The organism is Desulfatitalea alkaliphila (assembly GCF_022968795.1).
In the GTDB taxonomy this organism is placed as follows: Bacteria; Desulfobacterota; Desulfobacteria; order Desulfobacterales; family Desulfosarcinaceae; genus Desulfatitalea; species Desulfatitalea alkaliphila.
This window is the reverse complement of sequence record NZ_JALJRB010000003.1, coordinates 33,034-54,600: the sequence shown is the minus strand read 5'-3', so window position 1 is coordinate 54,600 and position 21,567 is coordinate 33,034. Positions and strand designations below refer to the sequence as shown.

At 61.3% G+C, this 21,567-nt stretch carries 23 protein-coding genes; 12 read left to right on the top strand and 11 right to left on the bottom strand.

Annotated features, from left to right (window positions below):
- The first annotated feature begins 124 nt into the window (after positions 1-124).
- The 4 genes from MRX98_RS03880 (at position 125) to MRX98_RS03865 (ending at position 2,909) form a co-directional block, all read left to right on the top strand.
- Complete coding sequence (locus MRX98_RS03880; RefSeq protein WP_246903166.1) at positions 125-304, top strand: hypothetical protein; 180 nt, start codon at positions 125-127, stop codon at positions 302-304.
- A gap of 236 nt (positions 305-540) precedes the next feature.
- On the top strand, positions 541-996 hold the full coding sequence (locus MRX98_RS03875; protein ID WP_246903164.1) for a c-type cytochrome: 456 nt from the start codon (positions 541-543) through the stop codon (positions 994-996).
- A 23-nt stretch (positions 997-1,019) separates the two neighbouring features.
- Positions 1,020-1,442, top strand: a complete 423-nt coding sequence (gene arfB / locus MRX98_RS03870) for an alternative ribosome rescue aminoacyl-tRNA hydrolase ArfB (RefSeq protein ID WP_246903162.1) — start codon at positions 1,020-1,022, stop codon at positions 1,440-1,442.
- Positions 1,443-1,604: 162 nt separating this feature from the next.
- A complete protein-coding gene (locus MRX98_RS03865) occupies positions 1,605-2,909 on the top strand; it encodes a DEAD/DEAH box helicase (protein WP_246903160.1) in 1,305 nt (434 codons plus the stop codon).
- A 20-nt stretch (positions 2,910-2,929) separates the two neighbouring features.
- Here MRX98_RS03865 and MRX98_RS03860 read toward each other — a convergent pair whose 3' ends face one another.
- The 5 genes from MRX98_RS03860 to MRX98_RS03840 form a co-directional block, all read right to left on the bottom strand.
- Complete coding sequence (locus MRX98_RS03860; protein ID WP_246903158.1) at positions 2,930-3,634, bottom strand: cytochrome b/b6 domain-containing protein; 705 nt, start codon at positions 3,632-3,634, stop codon at positions 2,930-2,932.
- Positions 3,635-3,718: 84 nt separating this feature from the next.
- On the bottom strand, positions 3,719-4,252 hold the full coding sequence (locus MRX98_RS03855) for a type 1 glutamine amidotransferase domain-containing protein (RefSeq protein ID WP_246903156.1): 534 nt from the start codon (positions 4,250-4,252) through the stop codon (positions 3,719-3,721).
- Positions 4,253-4,605: 353 nt separating this feature from the next.
- The gene (gene gcvT, locus MRX98_RS03850) at positions 4,606-7,269 is read right to left on the bottom strand and encodes a glycine cleavage system aminomethyltransferase GcvT (protein ID WP_246903154.1); all 2,664 of its coding nucleotides are present in this window, start codon (positions 7,267-7,269) and stop codon (positions 4,606-4,608) included.
- Positions 7,270-7,298: 29 nt separating this feature from the next.
- A complete protein-coding gene (locus tag MRX98_RS03845) occupies positions 7,299-8,144 on the bottom strand; it encodes a rhomboid family intramembrane serine protease (protein ID WP_246903151.1) in 846 nt (281 codons plus the stop codon).
- 99 nt (positions 8,145-8,243) lie between these two features.
- Complete coding sequence (locus tag MRX98_RS03840) at positions 8,244-9,200, bottom strand: aldo/keto reductase (protein WP_246903149.1); 957 nt, start codon at positions 9,198-9,200, stop codon at positions 8,244-8,246.
- A 94-nt stretch (positions 9,201-9,294) separates the two neighbouring features.
- On the opposite strand from MRX98_RS03840, the gene MRX98_RS03835 reads away from it, so the two are divergent.
- Positions 9,295-9,597 carry a DUF4156 domain-containing protein gene (locus MRX98_RS03835; protein WP_246903148.1) on the top strand — a complete coding sequence of 101 codons (303 nt, stop codon included), beginning with the start codon at positions 9,295-9,297 and terminating at the stop codon, positions 9,595-9,597.
- A complete protein-coding gene (locus MRX98_RS03830; RefSeq protein WP_246903146.1) occupies positions 9,594-11,975 on the top strand; it encodes a helicase C-terminal domain-containing protein in 2,382 nt (793 codons plus the stop codon). Before MRX98_RS03835 ends, MRX98_RS03830 begins: the two co-directional genes overlap by 4 nt.
- Before the next feature lie 173 nt (positions 11,976-12,148).
- On the opposite strand, the gene MRX98_RS03825 is transcribed toward MRX98_RS03830, so the two are convergent.
- The 4 genes from MRX98_RS03825 to MRX98_RS03810 all read right to left on the bottom strand — a co-directional run bounded on the left by MRX98_RS03825 (position 12,149) and on the right by MRX98_RS03810 (position 15,388).
- On the bottom strand, positions 12,149-12,418 hold the full coding sequence (locus tag MRX98_RS03825; RefSeq protein ID WP_246903144.1) for a hypothetical protein: 270 nt from the start codon (positions 12,416-12,418) through the stop codon (positions 12,149-12,151).
- 228 nt (positions 12,419-12,646) lie between these two features.
- Positions 12,647-12,847 carry a hypothetical protein gene (locus MRX98_RS03820; protein ID WP_246903142.1) on the bottom strand — a complete coding sequence of 67 codons (201 nt, stop codon included), beginning with the start codon at positions 12,845-12,847 and terminating at the stop codon, positions 12,647-12,649.
- 224 nt (positions 12,848-13,071) lie between these two features.
- Complete coding sequence (locus tag MRX98_RS03815) at positions 13,072-13,749, bottom strand: response regulator (protein WP_246903141.1); 678 nt, start codon at positions 13,747-13,749, stop codon at positions 13,072-13,074.
- Complete coding sequence (locus tag MRX98_RS03810) at positions 13,718-15,388, bottom strand: PAS domain-containing sensor histidine kinase (RefSeq protein WP_246903139.1); 1,671 nt, start codon at positions 15,386-15,388, stop codon at positions 13,718-13,720. Before MRX98_RS03810 ends, MRX98_RS03815 begins: the two co-directional genes overlap by 32 nt.
- 270 nt (positions 15,389-15,658) lie before the next feature.
- Here MRX98_RS03810 and MRX98_RS03805 point away from each other — a divergent pair, with 270 nt between their 5' ends.
- The 3 genes from MRX98_RS03805 (at position 15,659) to MRX98_RS03795 (ending at position 16,672) form a co-directional block, all read left to right on the top strand.
- Positions 15,659-16,018 carry a hypothetical protein gene (locus MRX98_RS03805; RefSeq protein WP_246903137.1) on the top strand — a complete coding sequence of 120 codons (360 nt, stop codon included), beginning with the start codon at positions 15,659-15,661 and terminating at the stop codon, positions 16,016-16,018.
- Between the two features lie 64 nt (positions 16,019-16,082).
- On the top strand, positions 16,083-16,403 hold the full coding sequence (cutA, locus tag MRX98_RS03800; RefSeq protein ID WP_246903135.1) for a divalent-cation tolerance protein CutA: 321 nt from the start codon (positions 16,083-16,085) through the stop codon (positions 16,401-16,403).
- Between the two features lie 14 nt (positions 16,404-16,417).
- Positions 16,418-16,672 carry a hypothetical protein gene (locus tag MRX98_RS03795; RefSeq protein ID WP_246903133.1) on the top strand — a complete coding sequence of 85 codons (255 nt, stop codon included), beginning with the start codon at positions 16,418-16,420 and terminating at the stop codon, positions 16,670-16,672.
- Positions 16,673-16,702: 30 nt separating this feature from the next.
- On the opposite strand, the gene MRX98_RS03790 is transcribed toward MRX98_RS03795, so the two are convergent.
- Positions 16,703-18,121, bottom strand: coding sequence for an aldehyde dehydrogenase family protein (locus MRX98_RS03790; RefSeq protein WP_246903131.1), 1,419 nt, complete (start codon positions 18,119-18,121; stop codon positions 16,703-16,705).
- Positions 18,122-18,296: 175 nt separating this feature from the next.
- Positions 18,297-18,704, bottom strand: a complete 408-nt coding sequence (locus MRX98_RS03785; RefSeq protein ID WP_246903129.1) for a hypothetical protein — start codon at positions 18,702-18,704, stop codon at positions 18,297-18,299.
- Between the two features lie 1,256 nt (positions 18,705-19,960).
- Between MRX98_RS03785 and MRX98_RS03780 the strand changes: the two genes are divergently transcribed.
- Genes MRX98_RS03780 through MRX98_RS03770 form a run of 3 tightly spaced genes read left to right on the top strand, consistent with a single transcriptional unit; the run spans position 19,961 to position 21,439 of the window.
- Entirely contained in the window at positions 19,961-20,221 is a 261-nt protein-coding gene (locus MRX98_RS03780; protein ID WP_246903128.1) for a helix-turn-helix domain-containing protein, read from the top strand.
- Positions 20,208-20,519: a HipA N-terminal domain-containing protein gene (locus tag MRX98_RS03775; RefSeq protein ID WP_246903126.1), complete on the top strand. Its 312-nt coding sequence runs from the start codon at positions 20,208-20,210 to the stop codon at positions 20,517-20,519. Before MRX98_RS03780 ends, MRX98_RS03775 begins: the two co-directional genes overlap by 14 nt.
- Positions 20,516-21,439 (top strand): HipA domain-containing protein, encoded by a 924-nt coding sequence (locus MRX98_RS03770; protein WP_246903124.1) that lies wholly within the window; start codon positions 20,516-20,518, stop codon positions 21,437-21,439. Before MRX98_RS03775 ends, MRX98_RS03770 begins: the two co-directional genes overlap by 4 nt.
- Positions 21,440-21,567 lie beyond the last annotated feature (128 nt).

The window sequence follows — 21,567 nt, the reverse complement described above, 5'->3', positions numbered from 1 at the left end:
GAAATGGGAGATTTTTTTTTCGGCGGCCCGTTTTTTTCCATACCTTGTGACCGGATCTGTCACACCCGCCTGTTAGGTTGGATATCAAGAACGATCATTGATAACCCCGACCAAGGAGGCGAATATGTCCCGTTATGCTATTTTGTCAGCCGGTTGTGAAGATCTGGAATATCACGGCAGCACCGCCATCGAGCGGGTGCGGCGCCGCAACGGGGTCGTACGACGTGATTGGCTCTTTTTCGATTCGGCCGAGGAGGCGGCCGACTATTTTTATGAGTATCGCGCCTGCATGGAGGCCGCCTGATGGGTGCGCGGTTGATCAACGGCGCCGTCGATTGCGTGGCCATGGCGATCTGGGTGGCCTTGAGCGCGGCGACGGTCTGCCTGCTCTGGTGGTAGTGCGCTGGTGCGATGCGGGCTGCGGTCAACGCCGTTGGGCGGCAATTGCGGTTCCACCGTATTCACTGTTGACAAGCGGCGGTGGTTGGAAGGATGCTGCCTGTATAACCTTAACCCGTACCGTCGACGGAAGGAGGTCTCATGAAACGCTGGTTGATCATTGGTGTGTGTGGTGTGTGTCTGGTGGGGATGTTGGGCGTCGCCACGGCGCAGTTCGCCCGCCCCGAGGATGCCGTGCGCTATCGGCAATCCATCATGTTTCTGATCGGTCAACATTTCGGCCGCATCGCCGCGGTGGTGCAGGGGCGGGAGACCTATGAGCCGCAAGCGGTGGCCCGCAATGCGGAGCTGGTGGCCACCTTCGCCCAATTGCCCTGGGAAGCCTTCATGGTGCCGGGCACCGACAGCGGCACAGGGTTGCGTGCCACGGCATTCAGCGACCACGAGGGGTTCAAAGCCGCCGCCGAAAATTCCGGCGCCGAGATCGCCAAGCTGGCGCAGGTGGCAGCGGCCGGCGAGCTGGATCCCATCCGGGCCCAATTCGGGGTGGTGGGGCAGAGCTGCAAGGCGTGCCACGACAAGTACCGCGGCCGATGATCGGCCAACGGTGATTTTTTCCCATGTTGCCTATCACGTCCAACCTGGCCATACCGCTGGCTGAAATCGACATCAGTGCCGTGCGTTCCCAGGGCGCCGGCGGCCAGAATGTGAACAAGGTCGCCAGCGCCGTGCATCTGCGCTTCGACATTCAGGCCTCGTCCCTGCCGCCCCACCTCAAGGAGCGGCTGCTCGGGATGTCCGATCAGCGCATCACCAAGGACGGCGTCGTCATCATCAAGGCCCAGCGGCACCGCACCCAGGAGCAGAACCGGGCCGATGCCCTGGAGCGGTTGCGGGCCTTGATTCGCGGCGTCACCGTCACCGCCCGTCGTCGCACCCCCACCCGGCCCACCCGCAGTGCCCGTCGTAAACGGACGGACAGCAAGACCCGTCGTGGTCGTATCAAAAATCTGCGGCAGAAGGTGAACCTAAATGACCATTGACTTGTGGCCGTCGATGGCATAGAGTGCGCTTCAACGTGGTCGGTCCTGATGGCCGATCCGTTCCATTTTTCAGCGAAAATCCAGGACCTACCAATAAAGCCCGCCGGGATTTTTTCAGTAAAATCCCAACGGGCTTTTTCATTTACGTTCAGAGGAGCATTAATGTCATTCGCACAATTACAACTCAACCCCCAACTGCTCACCGCGGTATCCCGCATGGGCTTTACCGAACCGACCCCCATTCAGCGGGAAACCATTCCGCATCTGCTGGCGGGCCGCGATGTGATGGGCCTGGCCCAGACCGGCACCGGCAAGACCGCCGCCTTCGTGCTGCCCCTGCTGCACCACTTGGCGGCGGACACCGGCCGCGGGATCCGTGCCCTGATTCTTTCCCCGACCCGGGAGCTGTCCGAGCAGACCCACGAGGCCATCGGAGATTTGGCCGGCCGCACCGGCCTTAGCAGCACCACGATTTACGGGGGTGTCAACATCAACACCCAGATCAAAACCCTGCGTCGCGGCGTGGACATCGTGGTGGCCTGTCCGGGGCGGCTGCTGGACCATGTTCGGCAGCGCACCATCGATCTGTCCACGGTCCGGTACCTGGTGCTGGACGAAGCGGACCAGATGTTCGACATGGGTTTTCTGCCGGATATTCGCAAAATTCTCAGTCAATTGACGCAGCTGCGGCAGCGCATGCTATTTTCCGCCACCATGCCGCCCGATATCCTGTCCTTGACCCGGCAATTGCTCAAGAATCCCGAAAAAATCCAGGTGGACCGGATTGCTCCGGCCGCGACGGTTTCCCACACCTTCTTTCGCGTGGGACCCCACAGCAAAAACGCCATGCTCAACCACCTGCTGTCCCGCACCGAGGGCGAATCGGTGCTGGTTTTTACCCGCACCAAGCATCGTTCCAAGAACTTGGCGCGCAGTCTGGCCGCGTGGGGTTTTTCGGCCACGGCGCTGCACGGCAACCTGAGCCAGAACCGGCGACAGCAGGCCATGGACGGTTTTCGCAGTGGTGCCTTCAGGGTGTTGGTGGCCACCGATGTGGCGGCCCGGGGCATCGACGTGCAGAAGATCGCCCATGTGATCAATTACGATATGCCCGGCACCACCGATGCTTATACCCATCGCACCGGCCGCACCGGCCGCGCCCTGCGCAGCGGTGACGCCTACACCTTCGTGGACAGTGACGACGCCGGTACGATGCAGGCCATCCGCCGCTTGCTGGGGTCTCGCTGTGTCAATGGCGAGATGCAGAACGTCGCGGCCCTCGCGCCGGAAGCGCGGCCGCGCCCCGCGACCATGCCCGATCCGGCGTCCCGTAACAGCCGCCCGCGGAGAGGTGCCGGGACCGCCCAGGCAAAAGGCGGCCGCACCGGCGCCCGGCATCCGCGCTCCCGGCCCAAGCATTCTTCTTCATCGGATCACTTTGTCGGTCGTCGCCTGGCGGCGGTCTGAAAACCATTCGCCGCGGGGGTTCAGCCGCCTGCTTGCACCAGCATATAGACCGCCAGGGCGGCCAGGGCGGCCAGGATGCCCGCCAGCCAGACAGGGGCCATGGGCACGGTTCGCGGCAGCGGACCGTGCCACTGCTTTATGCCGGTGATCATTGGGGTGATCAGGTTCTCCCTTTTGACCACCAGGTAGAAGAGCACCGCCAGCAGGTGCAGCGCCACCAGGCCGACGATCAGGTACTTGTTGAGCAGGTGCACGATGGTCAGCGCGCTGCTGGTATCGCTGCCGACCCACAAGGCGAGCGGTCCCCGTGTGAGAATGGCGTCATCGGCGAACATGCCGGTGCCCGCCTGGAGCAGCAGCGCCAGCAGCATGGCCAGGATCGACCAACCGCCCAAAGGGTTGTGGCCCAGATGCCGCTTTCCGTTTTTGCTGAACAAACCTTTGGCATAACGCCAGGCGGATACCGGGCCGTGGATGAAATCACTGAAGCGTGCGGTGCGGCTGCCCACCAGCCCCCAGATGATGCGAAACAGCAGCAAGGCCAGGATGGCATAGCCGCTGCGCATGTGGTTCTGCATGGCATTGCCGCCCATGTTGCCGGTCACGAAGGAAGTGACCACCAGGGCGACCAACAGCCAGTGAAAGAGCCGCACGGGCAAATCCCACACCTTGACCGGTTGCACGGAAGCGCTATCAGTTGCCGACGTCGAATCCTTCTTGCGCATGCTTTTCTCCCCGATCTATTGCTGAACCGATCTTGTTTCAGTACCGGAAGGCAGGGCCTCCTTATTCAATTCGCGTTGCGGCGCTCAGCCTTCCACGTGACGCTCCACTAGCGCTGCCACCAGCAAGCGGCAGAAGTCGGGGATATCGGCCACCACGCGACCCCACACCAGATGACCGTCGCGGAAGGCGGGTTCGTTCACCCAAATGGCGCCGGCGTTGACCAGGTCATCCTTGATGCCCTTGGAGCCGGTGGCGCGCCGGCCCCGGACAATGTCGGCCGATACCGCCACCGACCCGCCGTGGCAGATGATGCCGATGGGCTTTTCCTCGCTGTCCAGGTCCTTGACCAGATCGATGACCACCGGGTCGCGGCGCAGTTTGTCCGGCGCCCAGCCGCCCGGTATCACCAGGCCCAGCAGCTTGGCGGGATCCAGGGTGTCGATGGTGGCGGTGGGGGTGATGACCAACCCGTTTTTACCGCGAACGGGGGTCAGGGCGAGGCCGGCGCCGATCACCCGGGCGCCTTCTTCCTGCAGTCGCATGAACGGTACATAGAATTCCAGGTCCTCCACCCCTTCGGCCAATAGTACGGCGACGGTGCTTCCTGATAAACGCATGGTCGGACCTCCTTTACGCCTCGATTGTTGGGTTGTTTGATGGCCCGTTCCAGGGCCCTTGCGAATGATTCTGTCCGTGGGACCGAATCGCATGGCGACGGTGCATCCCGGGGCAAGGGCACGTCGTGCCGTGCCCCTACGGGGGAGACGCGTCCATATTGTGTTTGGTGCCACTGCGGGTGTCACCCCCGACACCTCCAAAACACATTATATCTCCACTCTTTGCTCGGGGGCGTGGGACAATGGCGACCTTTTCAAAATCCTTTCCACTTGATTTCTACATTCGATTGCTCTGCATCCCTTCCGTGTCACTTTGCAAGCAGGACGATAGGGCGCCCCGCCTCTGAGATAACCTAAAGCAGCCGATGGAGCTGCTCCAGCAGTTGGTCGGTCGCGTCGTCGTCGAAACAGAACCGCATCCGCAGGAAGCCTTCCCGCAGACGGCGGACCGGGTCCTTGACGGTTTTGGCGTGCAGGATGACGTCCGCCATGAGCTGGGCCAAGGTTTGGAAATCCTCGGGTTGCATGCCGAAGCGGGTCATTTCGGCGACGCCCAGGCGCAGGGCGCCCGATGCGGTGAACCCTTCCTCATCGGGACCCGCCTGGTAGTTGCAGATGATGTGGTTCTCTTCCAGCTGGCGGGCGATGTCAGGTCCTTGGCCGTAGCCCACCTGCACGATCACCTGGTGGGTCTCGGTGAAGTCCATGTTCGGGTCGCCGGCCACCTTCAGGCCGCATGCGTGCAGGGAGCGGGCGAAGGCCTTGGCATTGGCGATCACCTGCGGCTGGTAGCGCTCTTTGAAGGCGTTCATTTCGATGGCGGCCGCAAGCAGCCCCAGCAGGGTGCCCAGATGGTGGTTGCTGACCGCCCCGGGGAAGGCGCGTCGCTGCACGGCCTCCCACAGCGCCGCCTCTTCCGGCCGGTCCGGATGGCCGTTGCCGGCCACAATGCCGCGCTGGGTGCCGAAAAAGGTCTTGTGGGTCGAGCCGGTCAACAGGTCGGCCCCTTCGGCGAAGGGGGCCTGGAAGTGGGGACCGTACAGGCCCAGTACGTGGGCCATGTCCACCATCAACACCGTGTCGAGCTGCAGTTTGTCGATCATGCGGCGCAGGTCGGCAACGGGTTCCCGGTGCAGGGTCATGCTTTTGCCCAGAATCACCAGCTCGGGTTGGTAGCGTTCCAGCAGCGGGCGGCAGGCGGCCACATCGATGGTGTAGGGGTTGTTGGGCAGCACGGGAAAGTTGATCACCGCCGGGCGCTCGGTGACCGGATCGCGCATGATGTAGTCGCGCAAGGCCCCCATGGGCTGGGCGCTCAAATGACCGCCCTTGATGATGTGGTGGTTCATCACATGGCGCAGGCGGCGTTGTTCGCTCTTGCGATCGGCGCGATTGATGTGGTCCACCATGGCGCTGAAAACGACCATGTTGGCCATCTGGCCGGAAACGGGGCGGGTTTCCACTTGGCGGCAGCCGAGAAAAAGGGCCATCTCCCGGGCCAGGGCGGCTTCCACCGCCGCGATGAAGTCGGTGCCCTGGTAGTAGAACACCTCGGCGTCGGCAAAGGCCTTCACCTTTTTGTGTTCCGCGTAGCGGCCCGCCGGGTCGGTGATGGAGAGCAGGCGCACCAGGCGCGAGGGGGTCTGTTCCGACGGAATCAGGTTGATGCACTGCTCCTGGCGCCAGCGGTGGTTTTCGACGGCTCGCTGTACCCAGTGGCGCACCCGGTTGGCGGCCTCCTCGCGGTTGCGTTCTATCGCAGCGGCCTGTTGCTGCCGACGATAAAGGGCCCATGTGATGGGTCGGGCGAAGGGGGGCGCTTCGCTGCGCAGCAGGTAGGGCATGACGCCGGCCCGCAGGGGTTTGCCGCGTACGTCGATGGTGACGATCTCTCCTTCCGCCACTTGGCTGTCGATCAGCACCAAGGCGATGGCGCGGCGCTCGGTGCGCTCGGTCATTACCGCCGAGAGCCCTTGCCCTTCGAACACCCAGTGGGGCACCATGGTACCGCTGGTGACCCATCCGATTTGTTGCTTCCCTTGGAAGACCGCCGCACCGGCGCGGGCGATCCCTTTGTCGATCACTTCCACGGTGCGCAGCATGCGGGGCAGATCGGGCAACCGGTGGAAGTTGCCCTCCAGGAAAGCCCGCTGGGCCATGAATTGGCGATGGAGCGGGTTCTGGCCGATGAAATCGCCCTTCAACGGAGAGAAGCTCACGGCATGCCGCGCCAGTGGCGAAGCAAAGACGGGGATGGTGTCGCCCGCCGGATCGGCGCCCAGTTCGTGGCCGTACAAAGGGAGCCCCGCTTCCAGGCGCAACGTGTCCCGCGCGCCGAGACCCACGGGATGGGCGCCCTGGTCCAGCAGGCGATTCCAGAGATCGGTGACGGCGGTGGCCGGCAGAAACAGCTCGAAGCAGAGGGGCTCGCCGGTGTAACCGGTGCGTCCGATCCATACTTCAACGCCGGCGCAACGGGCGATGCTCAAGGCGTTGCGCCGGGGCTCGGGCAAGGCGCCGTCTTCCAGCAATGCCGCAAGCATCTTTTTGGAACGCGGCCCCTGGAGGCTGAGCATGGCCATGTCCATGGTGACGTCTGTTAGACGCACATCCTGGAAATGTGCCCGCACCTGTTGTAAGTGATCCCAGTCGGCCGGGCGATTGGCGGCGTTGACCACCAGCAGGTAACGGTCTTCGAAGAAGCGGTAGAGATAGGCATCGTCCAGGGCGCCGCCGTCGGGGGTGGCCAGCAGGGTGTACTGGCTTTCGTTGAGCTCCAGGGCGCCGGCGTTGTTGGTCAGCACATGCTGCAGGAAAGGCAGTGCTTCCTTGCCCGTGATGGTGAAACGGCCCATGTGGGAGACATCGAACAAACCGGCGGCGCGCCGGGTGGCCAGATGCTCCTGGAGGATGCCGGCGCTGTAGTGCAGCGGCATTTCCCAGCCGCCGAAGGGCACCATTTGGCCGTTCAGCGCCTGATGCCGGGCGAATAGCGGCGTGCGCAGCAAGGATGCCATGGGCGGGAATCCTTTCTTCTATGGTTTGCTTATGAAAACCAGTACATCACGCCCCGGAAGAGCGCCCACAGAAGCGCCAGGGCGGTCGCCAGCATGCAGCCGGCGGCCAGCAGCCGGTGAGCCAGCTTTTCGCGGATTCTCTCGTGATACCCCAGGGCCAAGGCCATCAGGGCGCCGGTGGCCATGCCGCCGATGTGGGCCCAATTGTTGATGCCCTGCACCAGGAGGCCGAACACCAGGATGAACAGGGCCCAAATGCCGACCTGCTTGTAGATGGTCTGTCCGAAAATGCCGCCGCGGCTGCGGCCGTAGTACAGGGCCGCGCCGATCAGGCCGCAAAGGGCCGCCGAGGCGCCGATGGTCAGGGGGATGCCGGCCATGTAGGAGATCCAGAAACCGCCCATGCCGCTGAGGGTGTAGATGGCGAAATATCGGTAGGGGCCGAAGAGCTGGGTGATCAGGGGACTGATGTGGTACAGCGCCATCATGTTGAAGAAGATGTGCAGCACGGAGCCGTGCAGATAGTTGGCCGTCAGCAGGGTCCACCAGCCGGCCGATTGGTTCATTAAAAGGGTGCCGGTGGCGCCCAGGACCGCCAGGCTGCGGTGGTCCGGCGCTAGCAGGCCGAAGGGGTTGAGGCCCATGCCCATCATGCGCGGATTGAGCAGCAGGCTTATCAAGTACATGCCGATGTTGACGTAGATGACGATGAGCACCAACGACTCTCCCGATCCCCACCCCCGGGTCAGGGCGTTGTTCTTCAGGCGCGAGCCGGGCGAAGGAATGCCGCAATGGGGACAACGGGCTTCATCGCTGCTGACCAGCTTGCGGCAGTTGGGGCACAGAATCGAGTTGCGCACGGGACGGTTGTTCATAACGACTTTCGGTTGCGGTGTTCATGGTTTATGCAGGCAAACCCCGCCGCCGGCGTTGCAGCCGGCCCCTTGCCGTGGTTGCAAAGGAAGCGCACGCGCTCAACCCCACAGCACCGGATTGTCGTCCAAATGGTCGGTGACGGTACGGCCGATCCGGTCCATGGCGGCCAGGTCCTCCGGGGATAGGCGGACATCGCCCGCGGCGGCATTCTGGACGGCCTGTTCAGGATTGCGTGCGCCGGCGATGGCACATGTGTCGGGCTGGGCGATCACCCAGGCCAGGGCCAGTTGCCCCAAGGTGATTTCATGTTTGGCGGCGATGGGGCGCAATTGTTCCAGGGCCGCCTGCACACGTTGGAAATGGTCGGGTTGGAACAGGCGGTTGCCCGATCGGTGGTCCCCTTTTTCGAATTGATGGTCGGGACCGAATTTTCCCGTGAGCAGCCCCTGGGCCATGGGAGAGTAGGCCAGCACCGTCATGCCCTGCGCCTGGCAATAGGGCGCCGCTTCCTTTTCCATGCCGCGCCAGAAGAGGGAGTAGGGCGGTTGGAGGCTTTCGATGGGGCCGTAGCTTGCCGCTTCGGTCATCTGCTCCCGATTGAAATTGGAAACCCCGATGGCGCGGATTTTACCCTGTTTTTTCAGATCCACCATGGCCCGCATGGTCTCTTCCAGCGGCACCTTGGGGTGACCGAAGGAACCCGGCGGCCAGTGGATTTGGTAAAGATCGATGTGGTCGGTGGCCAGGTTTTTCAGCGAGCGCTCGCAGGCGGCGATCACCTGGTCGTATTTGAGGTGGTTGGAAAACACCTTGGTGGCCAGCACCACCTGGTCGCGCACGTCGGAAAGCGCCTGGGCGACGATTCTCTCGGAATGGCCGTTGCCATATACTTCGGCCGTATCGAAGGTGGTGATGCCGGCATCCAGTGCCGCGCGCATGGCCCGTCGCGTCTGGTTGTCGTCGATGCCGGTCCACATCGCCTTGCCGGCTTGCCAAGTGCCCATGATGATGGTCGAAAGTTGAATGTCGGTGCTTCCCAACCGTCTGTGCTGCATCCTCGCCTCCCGATGATGATTGACATTCTTTTTAACACAATTGTATATCAAAAGCATCCTAAACTGTGCATTTCCCCATGGGAGTCAACCCGGTATGCGCACCCGTGAAAGACTGACCTTCCTGTTGTTCATCATCGCCTTGCTGCTGCCGGCGGGCTGTGCCGCCGTCCGCGGAACGGGACTGGTCGACAGTTCCCCCGCCATGGTGGCCGAGTGCCGCTTTCTGGGGATGGTGACGGAAACCGCCGATGCCGGGCAAGTGTCGGTTTTCTGGGCGCGCCGGTCCATGCTGCGGGCCGTGACCAACCGCGCCGCGCAACTGGGCGCCACCCACCTGGTGTGGCTGCATCGAACCGACAACTCCGCGGCCGCCCAAGCCTATCATTGCTCCCCTTGACCCGTTCCGCCGCCAAAGCGCGACAACCGGTCACGGCCGGCGACAAGCCGACCTTTCAAGTGGCCGTGCGCACCCTGGTTGATTTCCTGCTGCGCTGCGGCGACCTGCGCTTGAACGACATGGCCGGCGCCGGCGCCCTCGAGGGCATTCGGGCCCACCAGCGCGTCCAGCAACGGCGCCCGGACCATTACCAAGCGGAGGTGCCGGTCCAGCACACCATCCACCACCCATCGTTCGATCTGAGCATCGGCGGGCGCATCGATGGTGTGCTGCAGCATGATAACGGAGCGGTGGTCGAGGAGATCAAAACCACCCGGCGCCCCCTGAAGGAGGTGGCGGCGGCGCCGTCGCCCGTGCATTGGGGACAAGCCCAGTGCTATGCCTATTTATGGGGAATGCAGGAAGGATTGGCGACGGTGGAGGTGCACCTGACCTATGTGCATGCCGAAAGCGGCAAGGAGCGGGTGCTGGCGCGGTCCATGGCCATGGCCGATTTGACCCTCTTTTTCGAGGGATTGATGGCGCGTTACCTGCCCTGGTTGGAGCGGCACGCCCAATGGTTGCGGACGCGGGACCAGAGCCTCAAAGGGCTTGCGTTTCCCTTCGGCGCTTATCGCACCGGGCAGCGGGAGATGGCCGTGGCGGTATATCGCGCCGTGCGGGATGCGGGACACGCGATGATCCAGGCGGCCACCGGCATCGGCAAGACCATGGCCGCCCTGTTTCCCGCCATCAAAGCCCTGGGTGAAGGCCATGCCAGCAAGGTGGCTTTCCTCACGGCCCGCACGACGGGCTGCATGGCGGCCCGTGACGCCCTGCGCACCTTGGCCGAGGGCGGCATGCGGCTCAAGTGGGTGGTGCTGACCGCCAAGGAGAAGATCTGTCTGTCGGAGACCTTCAATTGCGATCCGGAGGCCTGCCCCTTCGCCCAAGGGTATTATGATCGGCTCAACGACGCCTTGGCCGCCGCCCTGGCGCAGGACGCACTGCACCGCGAAGCCATCGAAACCCTCGCGCGGGAGCATCGCGTGTGCCCCTTCGCCTTCTCCCTGGAACTGCTCGATTGGGTCGATTGCATGGTGGGGGACTACAACTATGCCTTCGATCCCCACGTCGTCCTGCGGCGCCTTTTCGGGGACGAAGGGGTGCGGCCGGCGGTTTTGGTGGATGAAGCGCACAATCTGGTGGATCGCGCCCGGGAGATGTTTTCGGCCCGCCTGGACCTGGCGGCGCCGATGGCCTTGCGGCGCCGCGTGAAGGATGGGGCGCCCGGTCTCCATCGGGCCCTGGGCCCCATCCAATCCTGGATGCGGGCGCGGCGCGACGATTGCCGGGCCGCCGGCGGTACATGCGTCGAGCGCTGCATGCCCGGTACCCTGGTGGACAGGCTTTGGACCTTCATGGGCAAGGCCGATCGCTGGTTGCGGCGCAATCCGGCCGATCCGCTGCGAATGGAGGTGCTGGACTTTTTCTTCCAATGCCACCGGTTCGTGAGCGCCGCCGCCCAGGATGCCGATGCCTACGCCGCCATCGCTCGGTGCGAGGGCCGCGACTTCGAGATCAAGCTGTACTGTCTGGATCCTTCCTTCGCCCTGCAAGCGTGCTGGCGGCGCTGCGGCGGCGCGGCGCTCTTTTCCGCGACCTTGACGCCCGCCGACTATTTTTGCACCACCCTGGGGCTGCAAAGCGAGACGGTGCGGCTCGCCCTGGCGTCCCCTTTTCCGCGGGACAACCTGGCGGTCTTCGTGACGCCGCGAATCTCCACCCTTTACCGGCAGCGGGCCGATTCCTGCGCCGCCGTGACCCGGACCATCGGGGCCATGGTGTGCGCCCGGCCGGGCAACTATCTGCTGTTCTTTCCTTCCTACGACTACCTGGCCATGGTGCACCATTGCTTCTGCGAGTGCTTTCCCCAAATGGCCACATTGGTGCAGACCAGCGGCATGGCTGAAGTGCAACGGGAGGATTTCCTGTCCCGATTCGACGATTCGGGGGAGGCGACCCTGGTGGGTTTTGCCGTCATGGGCGGGATTTTCGGCGAAGGGATCGATTTGAAGGGCGAGCGGCTCTCCGGGGCGGCCATCGTCGGTGTCGGGCTGCCCGGCATCGGCACCGAGCGGGAGCTGATCCGGGAACACTTCGACCGCACCCGGGGCAGCGGTTTCGCCTTTGCCTACCAATACCCCGGGATCAACCGCGTGTTGCAGGCCGCGGGACGGGTGATCCGTTCGGAAAGCGACCGCGGCGCGGTGCTGTTGGTGGACCAGCGTTTTTTGACGCCGCGCTACCGGTCCTTGTTGCCGTCCACCTGGCACGTCCAGCAGGTGGCGGATGCTGCCGCCCTGGGCGGTGCCTTGGCCGATTTCTGGCGCGGATGAGGATTGTGCAGGCGATTTTCGGGCACAGGACGGACGGGACCCAAGTGCCTGGTTTTCCGGGCATCGGCGCGCCTGCGCAAAAAACGGCCGGGGCGGGCGCAATCCGCCTCACATTCCGATTCAATTGTCCGATATACTAAAGAAGCCTTGTCCTGCGGGAGGAGGGCCTTCCGCTACGCATTGGTGTCCATCAAGACATCCTTTGCATTGCCCAGGCAATATTGCCGCCAGGCGCACTCCGTTTGATCGCAATCTGCATTGCCGCGCCGAAAGCAGTCGGTGAGCCCTTCGGTGCGTTGCAAGCTGCGGATCATGGCGGTGATGTCCACATAGCGGCGGTTGTGGTTGCAGGTTTCCGTCATGCCGGCCATGCATGGCGCGGCCGGCGAAGATCCGGTTTTGTCCCCCTGGGTTCCCGAGTCCATTTTGAATTGGTCGGTCATGTCAGAGATCCAATCTGTCGTGCTGAATGTCAATTGCAATGGCAAGCCGATGGGGTGTCCTTTCTTTTGATCGCTGGCTCGCGGGTTCATGTTGATGGGGCCTGCCACGGTATCCGGGAATAAATCCCGAGCAGATCGGGAATTACCCCCAGACACTTTAGCAGGCCGGTAGCCAAATTTTTACGAATACCCCCAAAATCCGTCAGGGAGCCCCGTGCCGCTGACCGCTCAGCATACATTCAAAGCGCTGGCAAAGGGGGATGCAATCTGAAAACGACTCTCCTCGGAAAAATCCACCGCCATGTAGACGTTGCTCTCTCTGCGGGACAGTTGCATGCTTTGAATGTTCTGCAGCATAGTGCAGGTTTTGAGGCACTCATCTTTGGGCATGTAGCGATTCGGGCAGTCTTTGCACGGAGACGAGATCATACGGGGCTCCTTTCGTCGAAATGAGGTTCTAACTTCTCGAAACCATGATGTATTAATATCTCAACCATGGATTCTGGAACGACTATACAGAGCGCCGCAGGGGGTGTCCATGAGGCGGGGGATTCATTTTTATGGGGTGTTCATCCCAGGTCGGGGAATCGGCCTAGTGTCCATCCGGAAACGGCATCTTGCGGTTCATCACTGCTGAAGCCGGGGCCGGGCGGTTATTCTTTCCACAGGTCGACATCGATCAGGCCCAGGCGGGCGGCATAACGCACCAGCTCCATGGCGCTGTGGATGTCCAGCTTGCGCATGATGTTGGCGCGGTGGTTTTCCACCGTCTTGATGCTGATGTGCAATTGATCGGCGATGTCCCCTTTGGAAGCGCCTTCGGCCAGCATGCGCATGATCTCCTGCTCCCGCGGCGTCAACTTGCCGTAACCGGCGTCGCTGACCTTGGCCTCTTTGACCGGTGACTGCATCAGCTTGGCCACCACCTCGTGGGAGATGGAGCTGTCGAGGAAATATTCCCCCGAGGCCACCGCGTCCAGGGCTTGGGCCAGGCGTTCCGAAGCGGACTCCTTGACCACGTAGCCCGTGGCGCCCGATTGAAAGGCCTCCACGATGTAGTCGATCTTGGCGTGCATGCTCAGGATCATGATGCGGGTGCGCGGGAGCTGGTGGCGGATCTGGCGGGCCAGCGACATGCCGGACGCGTCGGGCAGCGAAATATCGAGCAGCACCACATCGGGTTTTAGCTTTTCGGCCTTTTCCAGTCCCTCGCGGCCGGTGCCGGCTTCATCCACCACCTCGAAGCGGTTGTGACGCGCGATGATGGTTTTGATGCCCTCCCGGAACAGGGGGTGGTCGTCAATGATCAGAATGCGCCGTTTCGCCGCCACTGAGCTGCTCCTTGATCGGAATGGTGATGAAAATGCCGGCCCCTTTGCCGGGCCGCGAACGGATATCGATGGTGCCATCCAGCAACCCCACGCGCTCGACCATGCTTTGCAGGCCCATGCGTTTTTCCTGGTAGGCGTGGTCGCGCCAATGGTCGATATCGAAACCCTTGCCGTCATCGACGATGCGCAGGATCAGATTGGGCGAGGAGGCCACCAGGCGGATGGTGACGCCTTTGGCGGCGGCGTGCTTTTTGACATTGTGCAACGCTTCCTGAATCAGACGGTAGATGTTGATCTGGATATCTTCTCCCAGCGCAAGGTCATCCAGCCCGGCGGCGATGAAATCGATCTTCAAGCCGTTTTGCTGGGCGAAATCCTCGCAATAGAGAAAGAGGGTGCGCACCAGGCCGAACTGATCCAGACCGGGCGGGCGCAAGTCGTAGGCCAGATTGCGCACTTCGGAGATGGACCGTTGCAGGATCTGCAGCGTCTCCTCCGTCTGGCGCTGAGCGTCATTGCCGGCGGCCGATTCGTTGGCGAACAATGTTTGCAGTCGGATTTTGAGCGAGGAGAGGTCCTGGGCGATGTGGTCGTGCAGGTCCCTTGCGATCCGTGCCCGTTCGTTTTCCTGGGCCTTGAGCAGGGCATAGGTCAAGGTGCGGATCCGGCGGCGGTTCTGCCGCCGTTCGGTGACGTCCACCCCGACACATAGAAATTCGGCGATTTTACCGTCGGCGTCCAGGATGGGCCGATTGGTCCAGGCCACCCAGACCCGTTCACCGTTGCGGCGCCGGTTTTCCAGCTCGTCGGTCTTGAACTGCTCGGGGCGGGTGAGGAAGGCGTCGACCATGGAAGTGATGCGGCGTCCCGTGCTGTCCACTGTGGGCAGAATGGTCTCCCACAGGGTGCGTCCCAGGATCTCCTGCTCCGTGTAACCGAAGAACTGCTGAGCATACTCGTTGAAAAAACGGATGACCCCGCGGGTGTCGAACCGGATGATGATGCTGTTGGCGTTCTGCACCAGCTCGCGATACTTGGCCTCGCTGCGGCGCATGGCCTCTTCGGCCTGTTTGCGCTCCTCGATCTCTTGTCGCAACTGCTCATTGGCTTCGGTCAGCTCGGCCGTGCGGGCCTTGATCCGCTCCTCCAGGCGGCCGCGGTGGTTGCGCAACTCCTCTTCGTTCTTTTTGCGCTCGTGAATGTCCATCATCATCGCATACTTGGACACCGTGCCGTCCAGGTGACGGATCGGCGCGTTGAGCACATAGTACCAGCGCATATCACGGGGGCTGATCAGCTCCCAGGTGACCGTTTCGCCCTTGGTAATGCGATGGTTGATACACCAGGGGCACACGCTGCGGCGACCGAAGGCCTCGTAGCACAGTTCGCCGGTGGCATCATGGCCCAGGTGCCGAATCATGCGGTCGTTGAGGAATTCGATGCGATAGTCGGCCGAACAGATGTAAATCAGGCCCTCGAAGGCGTCCACCATGGCCTTGAACAGACGGTCGTTTTCTTCGAGAATGGCGCCCAATTGTTCCGGGTCGATTTCAAGCAGGTCGTCGGCGGGGCCATGACGCAGTAACGTCTGCAAACGCTCCCAGGGACTGGATGGCGGCATATCGGTGTCAACCTGCATAAACACTCTCTGCATCCGGCCTTGCGCTCCGAGCACCGGCCGGTGCACAACGAACAAGTTCAGATACTTGCGGGAAAAAAACGCCCCCTAATGTGCCACGAACAGGGCTGAAAGAAAAGGAAAAAATCGCTTGCCGCTGCGGCTTTACTTAACCGATGATTTGTGCCAATTTGTGATCCGCCGGAAATCACCGCTCCGAAATGATCGATTGCGGGCAAGCCGTGGCGGCCGGCTCACTTTTCGACCCGACATTGCAAAGGAGCCTTTGCTATGAAAACCCGAGAGGCCATCATCTCCTTTTCCCAAGGCGAAAAGGTCAAGAGTGGATTGATCTGGTGCTCCCACTGCGTTCAGATCATGCAGAACCTGCCCATGCCGGAGCAGCAGGGCGCGCAACGGGTGTTGCAGGGCCTGATCGCCATGATCGCCAACGAGGCCCAGGTGGCGCGCCAAGTGTCCGGTGATGCGGTTTGGTTGGAAGTGGACAAGCACCTCAACAACGCGCGGGTCATGGTCGATTCGGGGATCGGCCAGGAGGCCGACTTTCACTTCACCCAGGCCCTTTCCCAGGTCAATCGCATCAGTCAGCGGGCCATGACCCATTTGATGGATGAGGGGTTGATGTCCTAAGGCGGCCTCGTTTTTACGGCCCTGTGCTTTGACGCCGGGCTACAGACCCCGAGGGAGGTGTGCAATGGGAACCGTTCTGCTCTATGTGACCACCAAGGACAAGGCCGAGGCGCGGGCCATCGGTCGCGCGCTGGTGCAGGCCCGTTTGGTGGCTTGCGTCAATATTTTCGATGGCATGAACAGCCTCTATCTGTGGGAGGACCAGGTGCAGGACGACCAGGAGGCGGTGCTCATCGCCAAGACCACCGAGGCACGCGTGCCCGATGTGGTGGCGGCGATTCAGGAACGCCACAGCTACGAGTGCCCCTGTATCGTGACGCTGCCTGTGACCGGCGGCAACCCCGCCTTTCTCCAGTGGATCGCCGACACCACTCAAGTTCAATAAGGATTGCGACAGCGATGAAAGACGACCGCGGGTTGTACTACTACCCCTTTCCGCAGAACAAACGGGTGCGCATGTATGTGCGCGAGAACGCCGAGGGCGTCGCCTTCCGCATGTGGAACCAGGACGATCCCGAGTTGTGGGAAAAACACGGTTGGGTTCCCTGGGATGCCATTGTCCAGGCCCAAGCCATGTACAAAGGGGGCGCCTTCGATCCCCGCAAGGCCTACGACCTGAATCTGGCCAAGGCGTTGCTGCGGGATGAAGGATGACCCCCCTGCGAGGCCCGCGGCGTCTCCTCGTTACGTCAGCAGAGCCTTGATTTCCAGAAATTCCTGCAGGCCGTAAGGGCCGAACTCACGGCCGTGACCGGACTGTTTGTAGCCGCCGAAGGGGGCCTGCGGGTGAAAGGCGCCGCCGTTGATCGCCACCTGGCCCGTGCGCAGGCGGCGGGCCACCCGCAGGGCGCGTTCCGGGTCGCCTGACCAGACGGCACCGGCCAAACCGTAGATGGAGTCGTTGGCGATCTTAACCGCCTCCGTTTCGTCCTTGTATGGCATGATGGAGAGCACCGGCCCGAAGATCTCCTCGCGGGCAATGGTCATTTCCGGGGTGACATCGGCGAAGATGGTCGGCGCCACGAAATAGCCTTGCGCCAGTCCCTCCGGCGGCGTTTCGCCGCCGCACACCAGGGTGGCGCCCTCGGCCAACCCCTTGCGAATATAGGCGCGCACCTTGTCCCGCTGCCTGTCACTGATCAGAGGCCCCATATAGTTGGCCGTATCGGATGGATCACCCACCTTCACCCGGGCGGCCGATGCGCGGGCCAGGGCGATGATCTCCTGTTGCCGATTGGCGGGCACCAGCATGCGCGAAAGGGCGCTGCACGTCTGGCCGGAATTCAAAAAGATGTCCTTGATGCCGTGGGGAACGGCTTTTTCCAGATCGGCGTCGTCCAGAAGGAGGTTGGCCGATTTGCCGCCAAGCTCCAGCGTGACACGTTTGATCGAACGGGCGGCCAACTCACCGATGCGCCGCCCCGCGGCGGTTGAGCCGGTAAAAGAGATCAGGTCCACTTCGGGATGGCGGCACAAGGCCTCGCCCACCACCTGCCCGGCACCGGTCACCAGGTTGAAGACCCCCGGTGGCAACCCCGCATCGGCCATGATTTCGGCCAGTAGGAAAGCATTCAAGGGGGCTTCGCTGCTCGGTTTCACCACCATGGTGCAGCCGGCCGCCAAAGCCGGTGCCACCTTGCCGGCGATCTGGTGCAAGGGATAGTTCCAGGGGGTGATGAACGCGCAGACCCCCACCGGTTCACGCACCACCCGCACATTGTCGAAGTGGTCCTCCTGCGGTGGTCGGGCGCCGATTTCGGCGTAGGCGGCCATGGTCATGGCCGGTACGGTGGCTTGGATGCGGGTGGCCCACTTGATCGGCATGCCCAGTTCGCGGCTGATGGTTTGCCCGATCTCGTCCCGGCGGGCCGTCACCGCCTCCGCGATCCGGCCGATCACCGCCGCCCGTTCCACCGGCGGCACGGCGGACCAGACCGCAAAGGCCCGGCGCGCGGCCGTCACCGCACGGTCCACATCCGCATCCGTTCCGGCCGGCACCCGTCCACAGGCTATTTCGCTGAACGGATCGATCACGTCTATGGTTGCCTTAGCCGTCGGGGTTTCCCACCGGCCATCGATGAACAGTTTGTCGTAGATTTTCATCGCGCAATCTCCTTGTTCTTCATGCTCCCACGCGACGGGGCATGGAGTGTTGCAGTTTCACCGCCCCGGCCGGACCGTCAGCGCTCCACCGCAACATGGACAGGGGGTGCGTCCAGTGGTGTGGTATCGGATTGTTCGCGGTCCGCCTCGCCTTGCGCTCGGTTAGGGCCGCCGATCAGGGCTGTAGAAGGATCGTCACGCGCACCAGTTCGATGCGGTCCGACCATGCTCCCGAACGGGACCGGGCCGTGCCGACCAGTCTTTGCCCATCTTCGGACAGCTGCAAATCCATGCGGCCCCGGGGTTCCCATCCGAAGGGCGTGGCATCGGCGGAGTAGCGATAGTGCAATTGGAGCGCGCCGTTCTCAACGGTGCCTTCCCCATGCCAATTGGCGGGCCTGTCGGCCACGGCTTCATAGCCGATCGCCTTGACGCTATTGGATTCGCTGAAGATGAGAATGACGTTGTGCGGGTCGGGATGGGTCGTTTTGGTCCAAGCCCCGGCGATCTCCATGGCGTGTCCCGGGTGACCGAATATCAACAGAATGGCGGTGATCGCCATGATAAATGCGAGTTGTTTCATTGGCTGCCTCCCGCGTTTCTTGCCTGATGACTGCTGCCATGGGCAGCGCCGAACGGCAAAGAGTGCAATAGTGATAAAACCATAAGGCGGCTTTTTCGCAGGTGCAACCTCGGCGGCCTACTTCTTCGCGAATGAAATGAAATGATTTATAATCCGATGGTTGTTGTATGGTGCGAATGCCGTGAATGGTAATGCCGCGAATTGCACGAATGCTGCGAATGCCCCGAATTGTACGAGTGGTGAGTATGGAGCGAATAGATGGCAGGGAGCGTTGAGCGACCGCCGGCGGGTGGGCCGGGGGAGAACCGGCGACGTCCCTTTTACGGTTGGAAGAATCCCTCTCTTCAATTGAAACCGATCCAATCGATAAGCATTCACCCTATAACAGGGAGCAGGTCGAAATGGATACCGATGGCCATTGTAGGTGCTGTAGGGGCACGGCATGCCGTGCCCTTGATGGATGTTGGGGGGAACCGGGCACGGCATCATAGAGGATCGGGTCTTATTGGGCACGGCGTGCCGTGCCCCTACGGGTTGGATGTGGGGCGGGTGGCACTGACAACTGGTTGCCAGTGTTGCGCAGCAACAAGAGGTCATGAGCATCTCACCCGCCACCGGCAAGGCTGATAGCGGTCACTCCAGATGCACAAACAATAAAATTAAGACTGCCCGCCAACGGCGGGCTCCGCGGGACAATGGCTACCTGATCCAAATCCTTTCCACTTGATATCTACATGCGATTGTCCTGCAATTGTAATTGCTGCATATTGACAACCTGCGGCAAACCGTCTACAAAAACGCGCACAAGTTGCGTGCCCGGCTTCGCTCCCTTCTTCTGTCCTCTCTGTTGATACGACCCGCCGCCCGATCCGTTCAAAACGCCTGAAGCGGTCGCCCGGTTCACGCGCCATTCGGCCGGCCCCACTGAACATCCCGCAAGCGACAGCGCCGTTCCATCCCCCGTCCCTGCATGCGCGCTTACGGCGTTCACCCTCCGATGCGACCATGGCAGGCGCGATTACATCCTCAATGTCCTCACGGACGGTCCGAACATGGACGGTCGAAAGGTGCTACCTGAAACCTCGGTCAATCTTTGATCGAAGGTTTACCGTTAAGGCGGTTAAAAAATGCGGTTTTAAGCGCTTCTGAAAACATTATCCAAATAATCATTGACAAATTGCCGCTGTAGCAGCAAATTTGGATCGAATATTTTTAATTCGACAAATCCGAAACTTAAACTTGTTGAAGTTGCTGCCATGGCGGTAAAAATAAGCAAAGACAAAATCCTGCAAATTGGGCCTATCGTTCATTTCCACCGCAAACTGGCAAAGCTGTCGCGGGTGGATCTATCCAACATTGCCGGTGTGGGCAAAACGGTTGTCTATGACATCGAAAACGGCAAGGAGACGGTTCGCTTGAATACCTTGTGCAAGGTTCTGGAAGCCCTCAATATCTCCATATCCCTGGAAAGTCCTTTAATGGATCGTTACAAGGCGGAGGACGATGCGCAAAGCTGATGTGTTCATGCATGAGGTTCACGCCGGCATCCTGGAGGAGCTTTCGCCGGGAACGCGCTATCGGTTCACCTATGATCCGGTCTATGAAGGGTCACCGGTTTCTTTGACGGCTCCGGTCAGACCCGAGCCCTACGAGTTCGAGGTTTTTCCTCCGTTCCTGGAGGGTTTGCTGCCCGAAGGGTACAACCTGGAGGCCCTGCTGCGTGCTTTGAAAATCGACCGGCGGGATCTTTTCAGTCAGCTGCTGGCAGTGGGGAAAGATATGGTTGGTGCGGTAACGGTGCGGGAGGCGGAATGAGCATCTGCCCCATTACCTATGAGGCGTGCGAGGGAAAATATTCGCTGCGGGGCCTGCAGAAACTGTCCCGAAGCCTCAAACAGCTCCAGGATCTACCCTATTCTGCTGCAGATCAGGTTTTTGAGGCCGCAGCCCGTGCACCTAGAATGTCCATCCAGGGTGTGCAGCCCAAGCTCAGTGCCGTCTTGAATACACGCAAGAACGGGTTCAGGTTTGTGGATAAAGGTGGCCGTTATATTTTAAAGCCTCAAAACCCCCAGTACAGACATCTGCCGGAAAACGAGGACTTGTCCATGCGCCTGGCAGCCACATCCGGCATTTCTGTACCGCTTCACGGGTTGGTCTATTCAAAAGACGGCTCCATGACCTATTTCATCAGGCGATTTGACCGGGCCGGCACGAAAAAGTTTGCCGTGGAGGACTTCGCGCAGCTATTGGGGCTGAGCCGGGACACCAAATACGACGCTTCGATGGAAAAAGTAGCACAGGTGATTGACCGGTATTGCACCTTTCCTTCAGTCGAAAAAATAAAACTGTTCAAGCTGACGCTGGTGAATTATCTGATCGGCAACGAAGACATGCACGTGAAAAACTTTTCACTGATAACCCGGGAGGGCAGGGTGGAACTGACACCCGCCTATGATATTTTGAACACCTCCATCGTGCTGTCGGAAGTACAAGAGGAGATCGCCCTGCCGATTAAAGGCAAAAAGCGCAAGCTGACGCCGGAAATTTTGATTGATTATTTCGGCCGGTTTCGGCTGGGGTTGAACCGGAAAATCATTTCCTTGGTGTTGGACGATCTTAAAGGATCGGCGTCTGGATGGGATCACCTTATCGGCGTGAGTTTTTTGCCGGATGAATTGAAAAGCGAATATCGATTGCTGGTGGAAACGCGACGAAAACGGTTGTTGGGTTGAGTCGCAAATCCGCATTGGCCATCCGCGGCCAATCTCAACAGGCAAAAGACGGGATCGCCGGCGTGGCGATTCGCCGGATAGGGTCGGAAGGAATCGTTGTGCGGCAAGGGGAAGAAAAAACGGGGTTG

Excerpts from the sequence above, each read along its gene's own strand:
- MRX98_RS03880 (WP_246903166.1), top strand. The coding sequence starts at position 125 with ATGTCCCGTTATGCTATTTTGTCAGCCGGTTGTGAAGATCTGGAATAT.
- MRX98_RS03875 (WP_246903164.1), top strand. The coding sequence starts at position 541 with ATGAAACGCTGGTTGATCATTGGTGTGTGTGGTGTGTGTCTGGTGGGG.
- arfB (WP_246903162.1), top strand. The coding sequence starts at position 1,020 with ATGTTGCCTATCACGTCCAACCTGGCCATACCGCTGGCTGAAATCGAC.
- MRX98_RS03865 (WP_246903160.1), top strand. The coding sequence starts at position 1,605 with ATGTCATTCGCACAATTACAACTCAACCCCCAACTGCTCACCGCGGTA.
- MRX98_RS03860 (WP_246903158.1), bottom strand. The coding sequence starts at position 3,634 with ATGCGCAAGAAGGATTCGACGTCGGCAACTGATAGCGCTTCCGTGCAA.
- MRX98_RS03855 (WP_246903156.1), bottom strand. The coding sequence starts at position 4,252 with ATGCGTTTATCAGGAAGCACCGTCGCCGTACTATTGGCCGAAGGGGTG.
- gcvT (WP_246903154.1), bottom strand. The coding sequence starts at position 7,269 with ATGGCATCCTTGCTGCGCACGCCGCTATTCGCCCGGCATCAGGCGCTG.
- MRX98_RS03845 (WP_246903151.1), bottom strand. The coding sequence starts at position 8,144 with ATGAACAACCGTCCCGTGCGCAACTCGATTCTGTGCCCCAACTGCCGC.
- MRX98_RS03840 (WP_246903149.1), bottom strand. The coding sequence starts at position 9,200 with ATGCAGCACAGACGGTTGGGAAGCACCGACATTCAACTTTCGACCATC.
- MRX98_RS03835 (WP_246903148.1), top strand. The coding sequence starts at position 9,295 with ATGCGCACCCGTGAAAGACTGACCTTCCTGTTGTTCATCATCGCCTTG.
- MRX98_RS03825 (WP_246903144.1), bottom strand. The coding sequence starts at position 12,418 with ATGACCGACCAATTCAAAATGGACTCGGGAACCCAGGGGGACAAAACC.
- MRX98_RS03820 (WP_246903142.1), bottom strand. The coding sequence starts at position 12,847 with ATGATCTCGTCTCCGTGCAAAGACTGCCCGAATCGCTACATGCCCAAA.
- MRX98_RS03810 (WP_246903139.1), bottom strand. The coding sequence starts at position 15,388 with ATGCAGGTTGACACCGATATGCCGCCATCCAGTCCCTGGGAGCGTTTG.
- MRX98_RS03805 (WP_246903137.1), top strand. The coding sequence starts at position 15,659 with ATGAAAACCCGAGAGGCCATCATCTCCTTTTCCCAAGGCGAAAAGGTC.
- cutA (WP_246903135.1), top strand. The coding sequence starts at position 16,083 with ATGGGAACCGTTCTGCTCTATGTGACCACCAAGGACAAGGCCGAGGCG.
- MRX98_RS03795 (WP_246903133.1), top strand. The coding sequence starts at position 16,418 with ATGAAAGACGACCGCGGGTTGTACTACTACCCCTTTCCGCAGAACAAA.
- MRX98_RS03790 (WP_246903131.1), bottom strand. The coding sequence starts at position 18,121 with ATGAAAATCTACGACAAACTGTTCATCGATGGCCGGTGGGAAACCCCG.
- MRX98_RS03785 (WP_246903129.1), bottom strand. The coding sequence starts at position 18,704 with ATGAAACAACTCGCATTTATCATGGCGATCACCGCCATTCTGTTGATA.
- MRX98_RS03780 (WP_246903128.1), top strand. The coding sequence starts at position 19,961 with ATGGCGGTAAAAATAAGCAAAGACAAAATCCTGCAAATTGGGCCTATC.
- MRX98_RS03775 (WP_246903126.1), top strand. The coding sequence starts at position 20,208 with ATGCGCAAAGCTGATGTGTTCATGCATGAGGTTCACGCCGGCATCCTG.
- MRX98_RS03770 (WP_246903124.1), top strand. The coding sequence starts at position 20,516 with ATGAGCATCTGCCCCATTACCTATGAGGCGTGCGAGGGAAAATATTCG.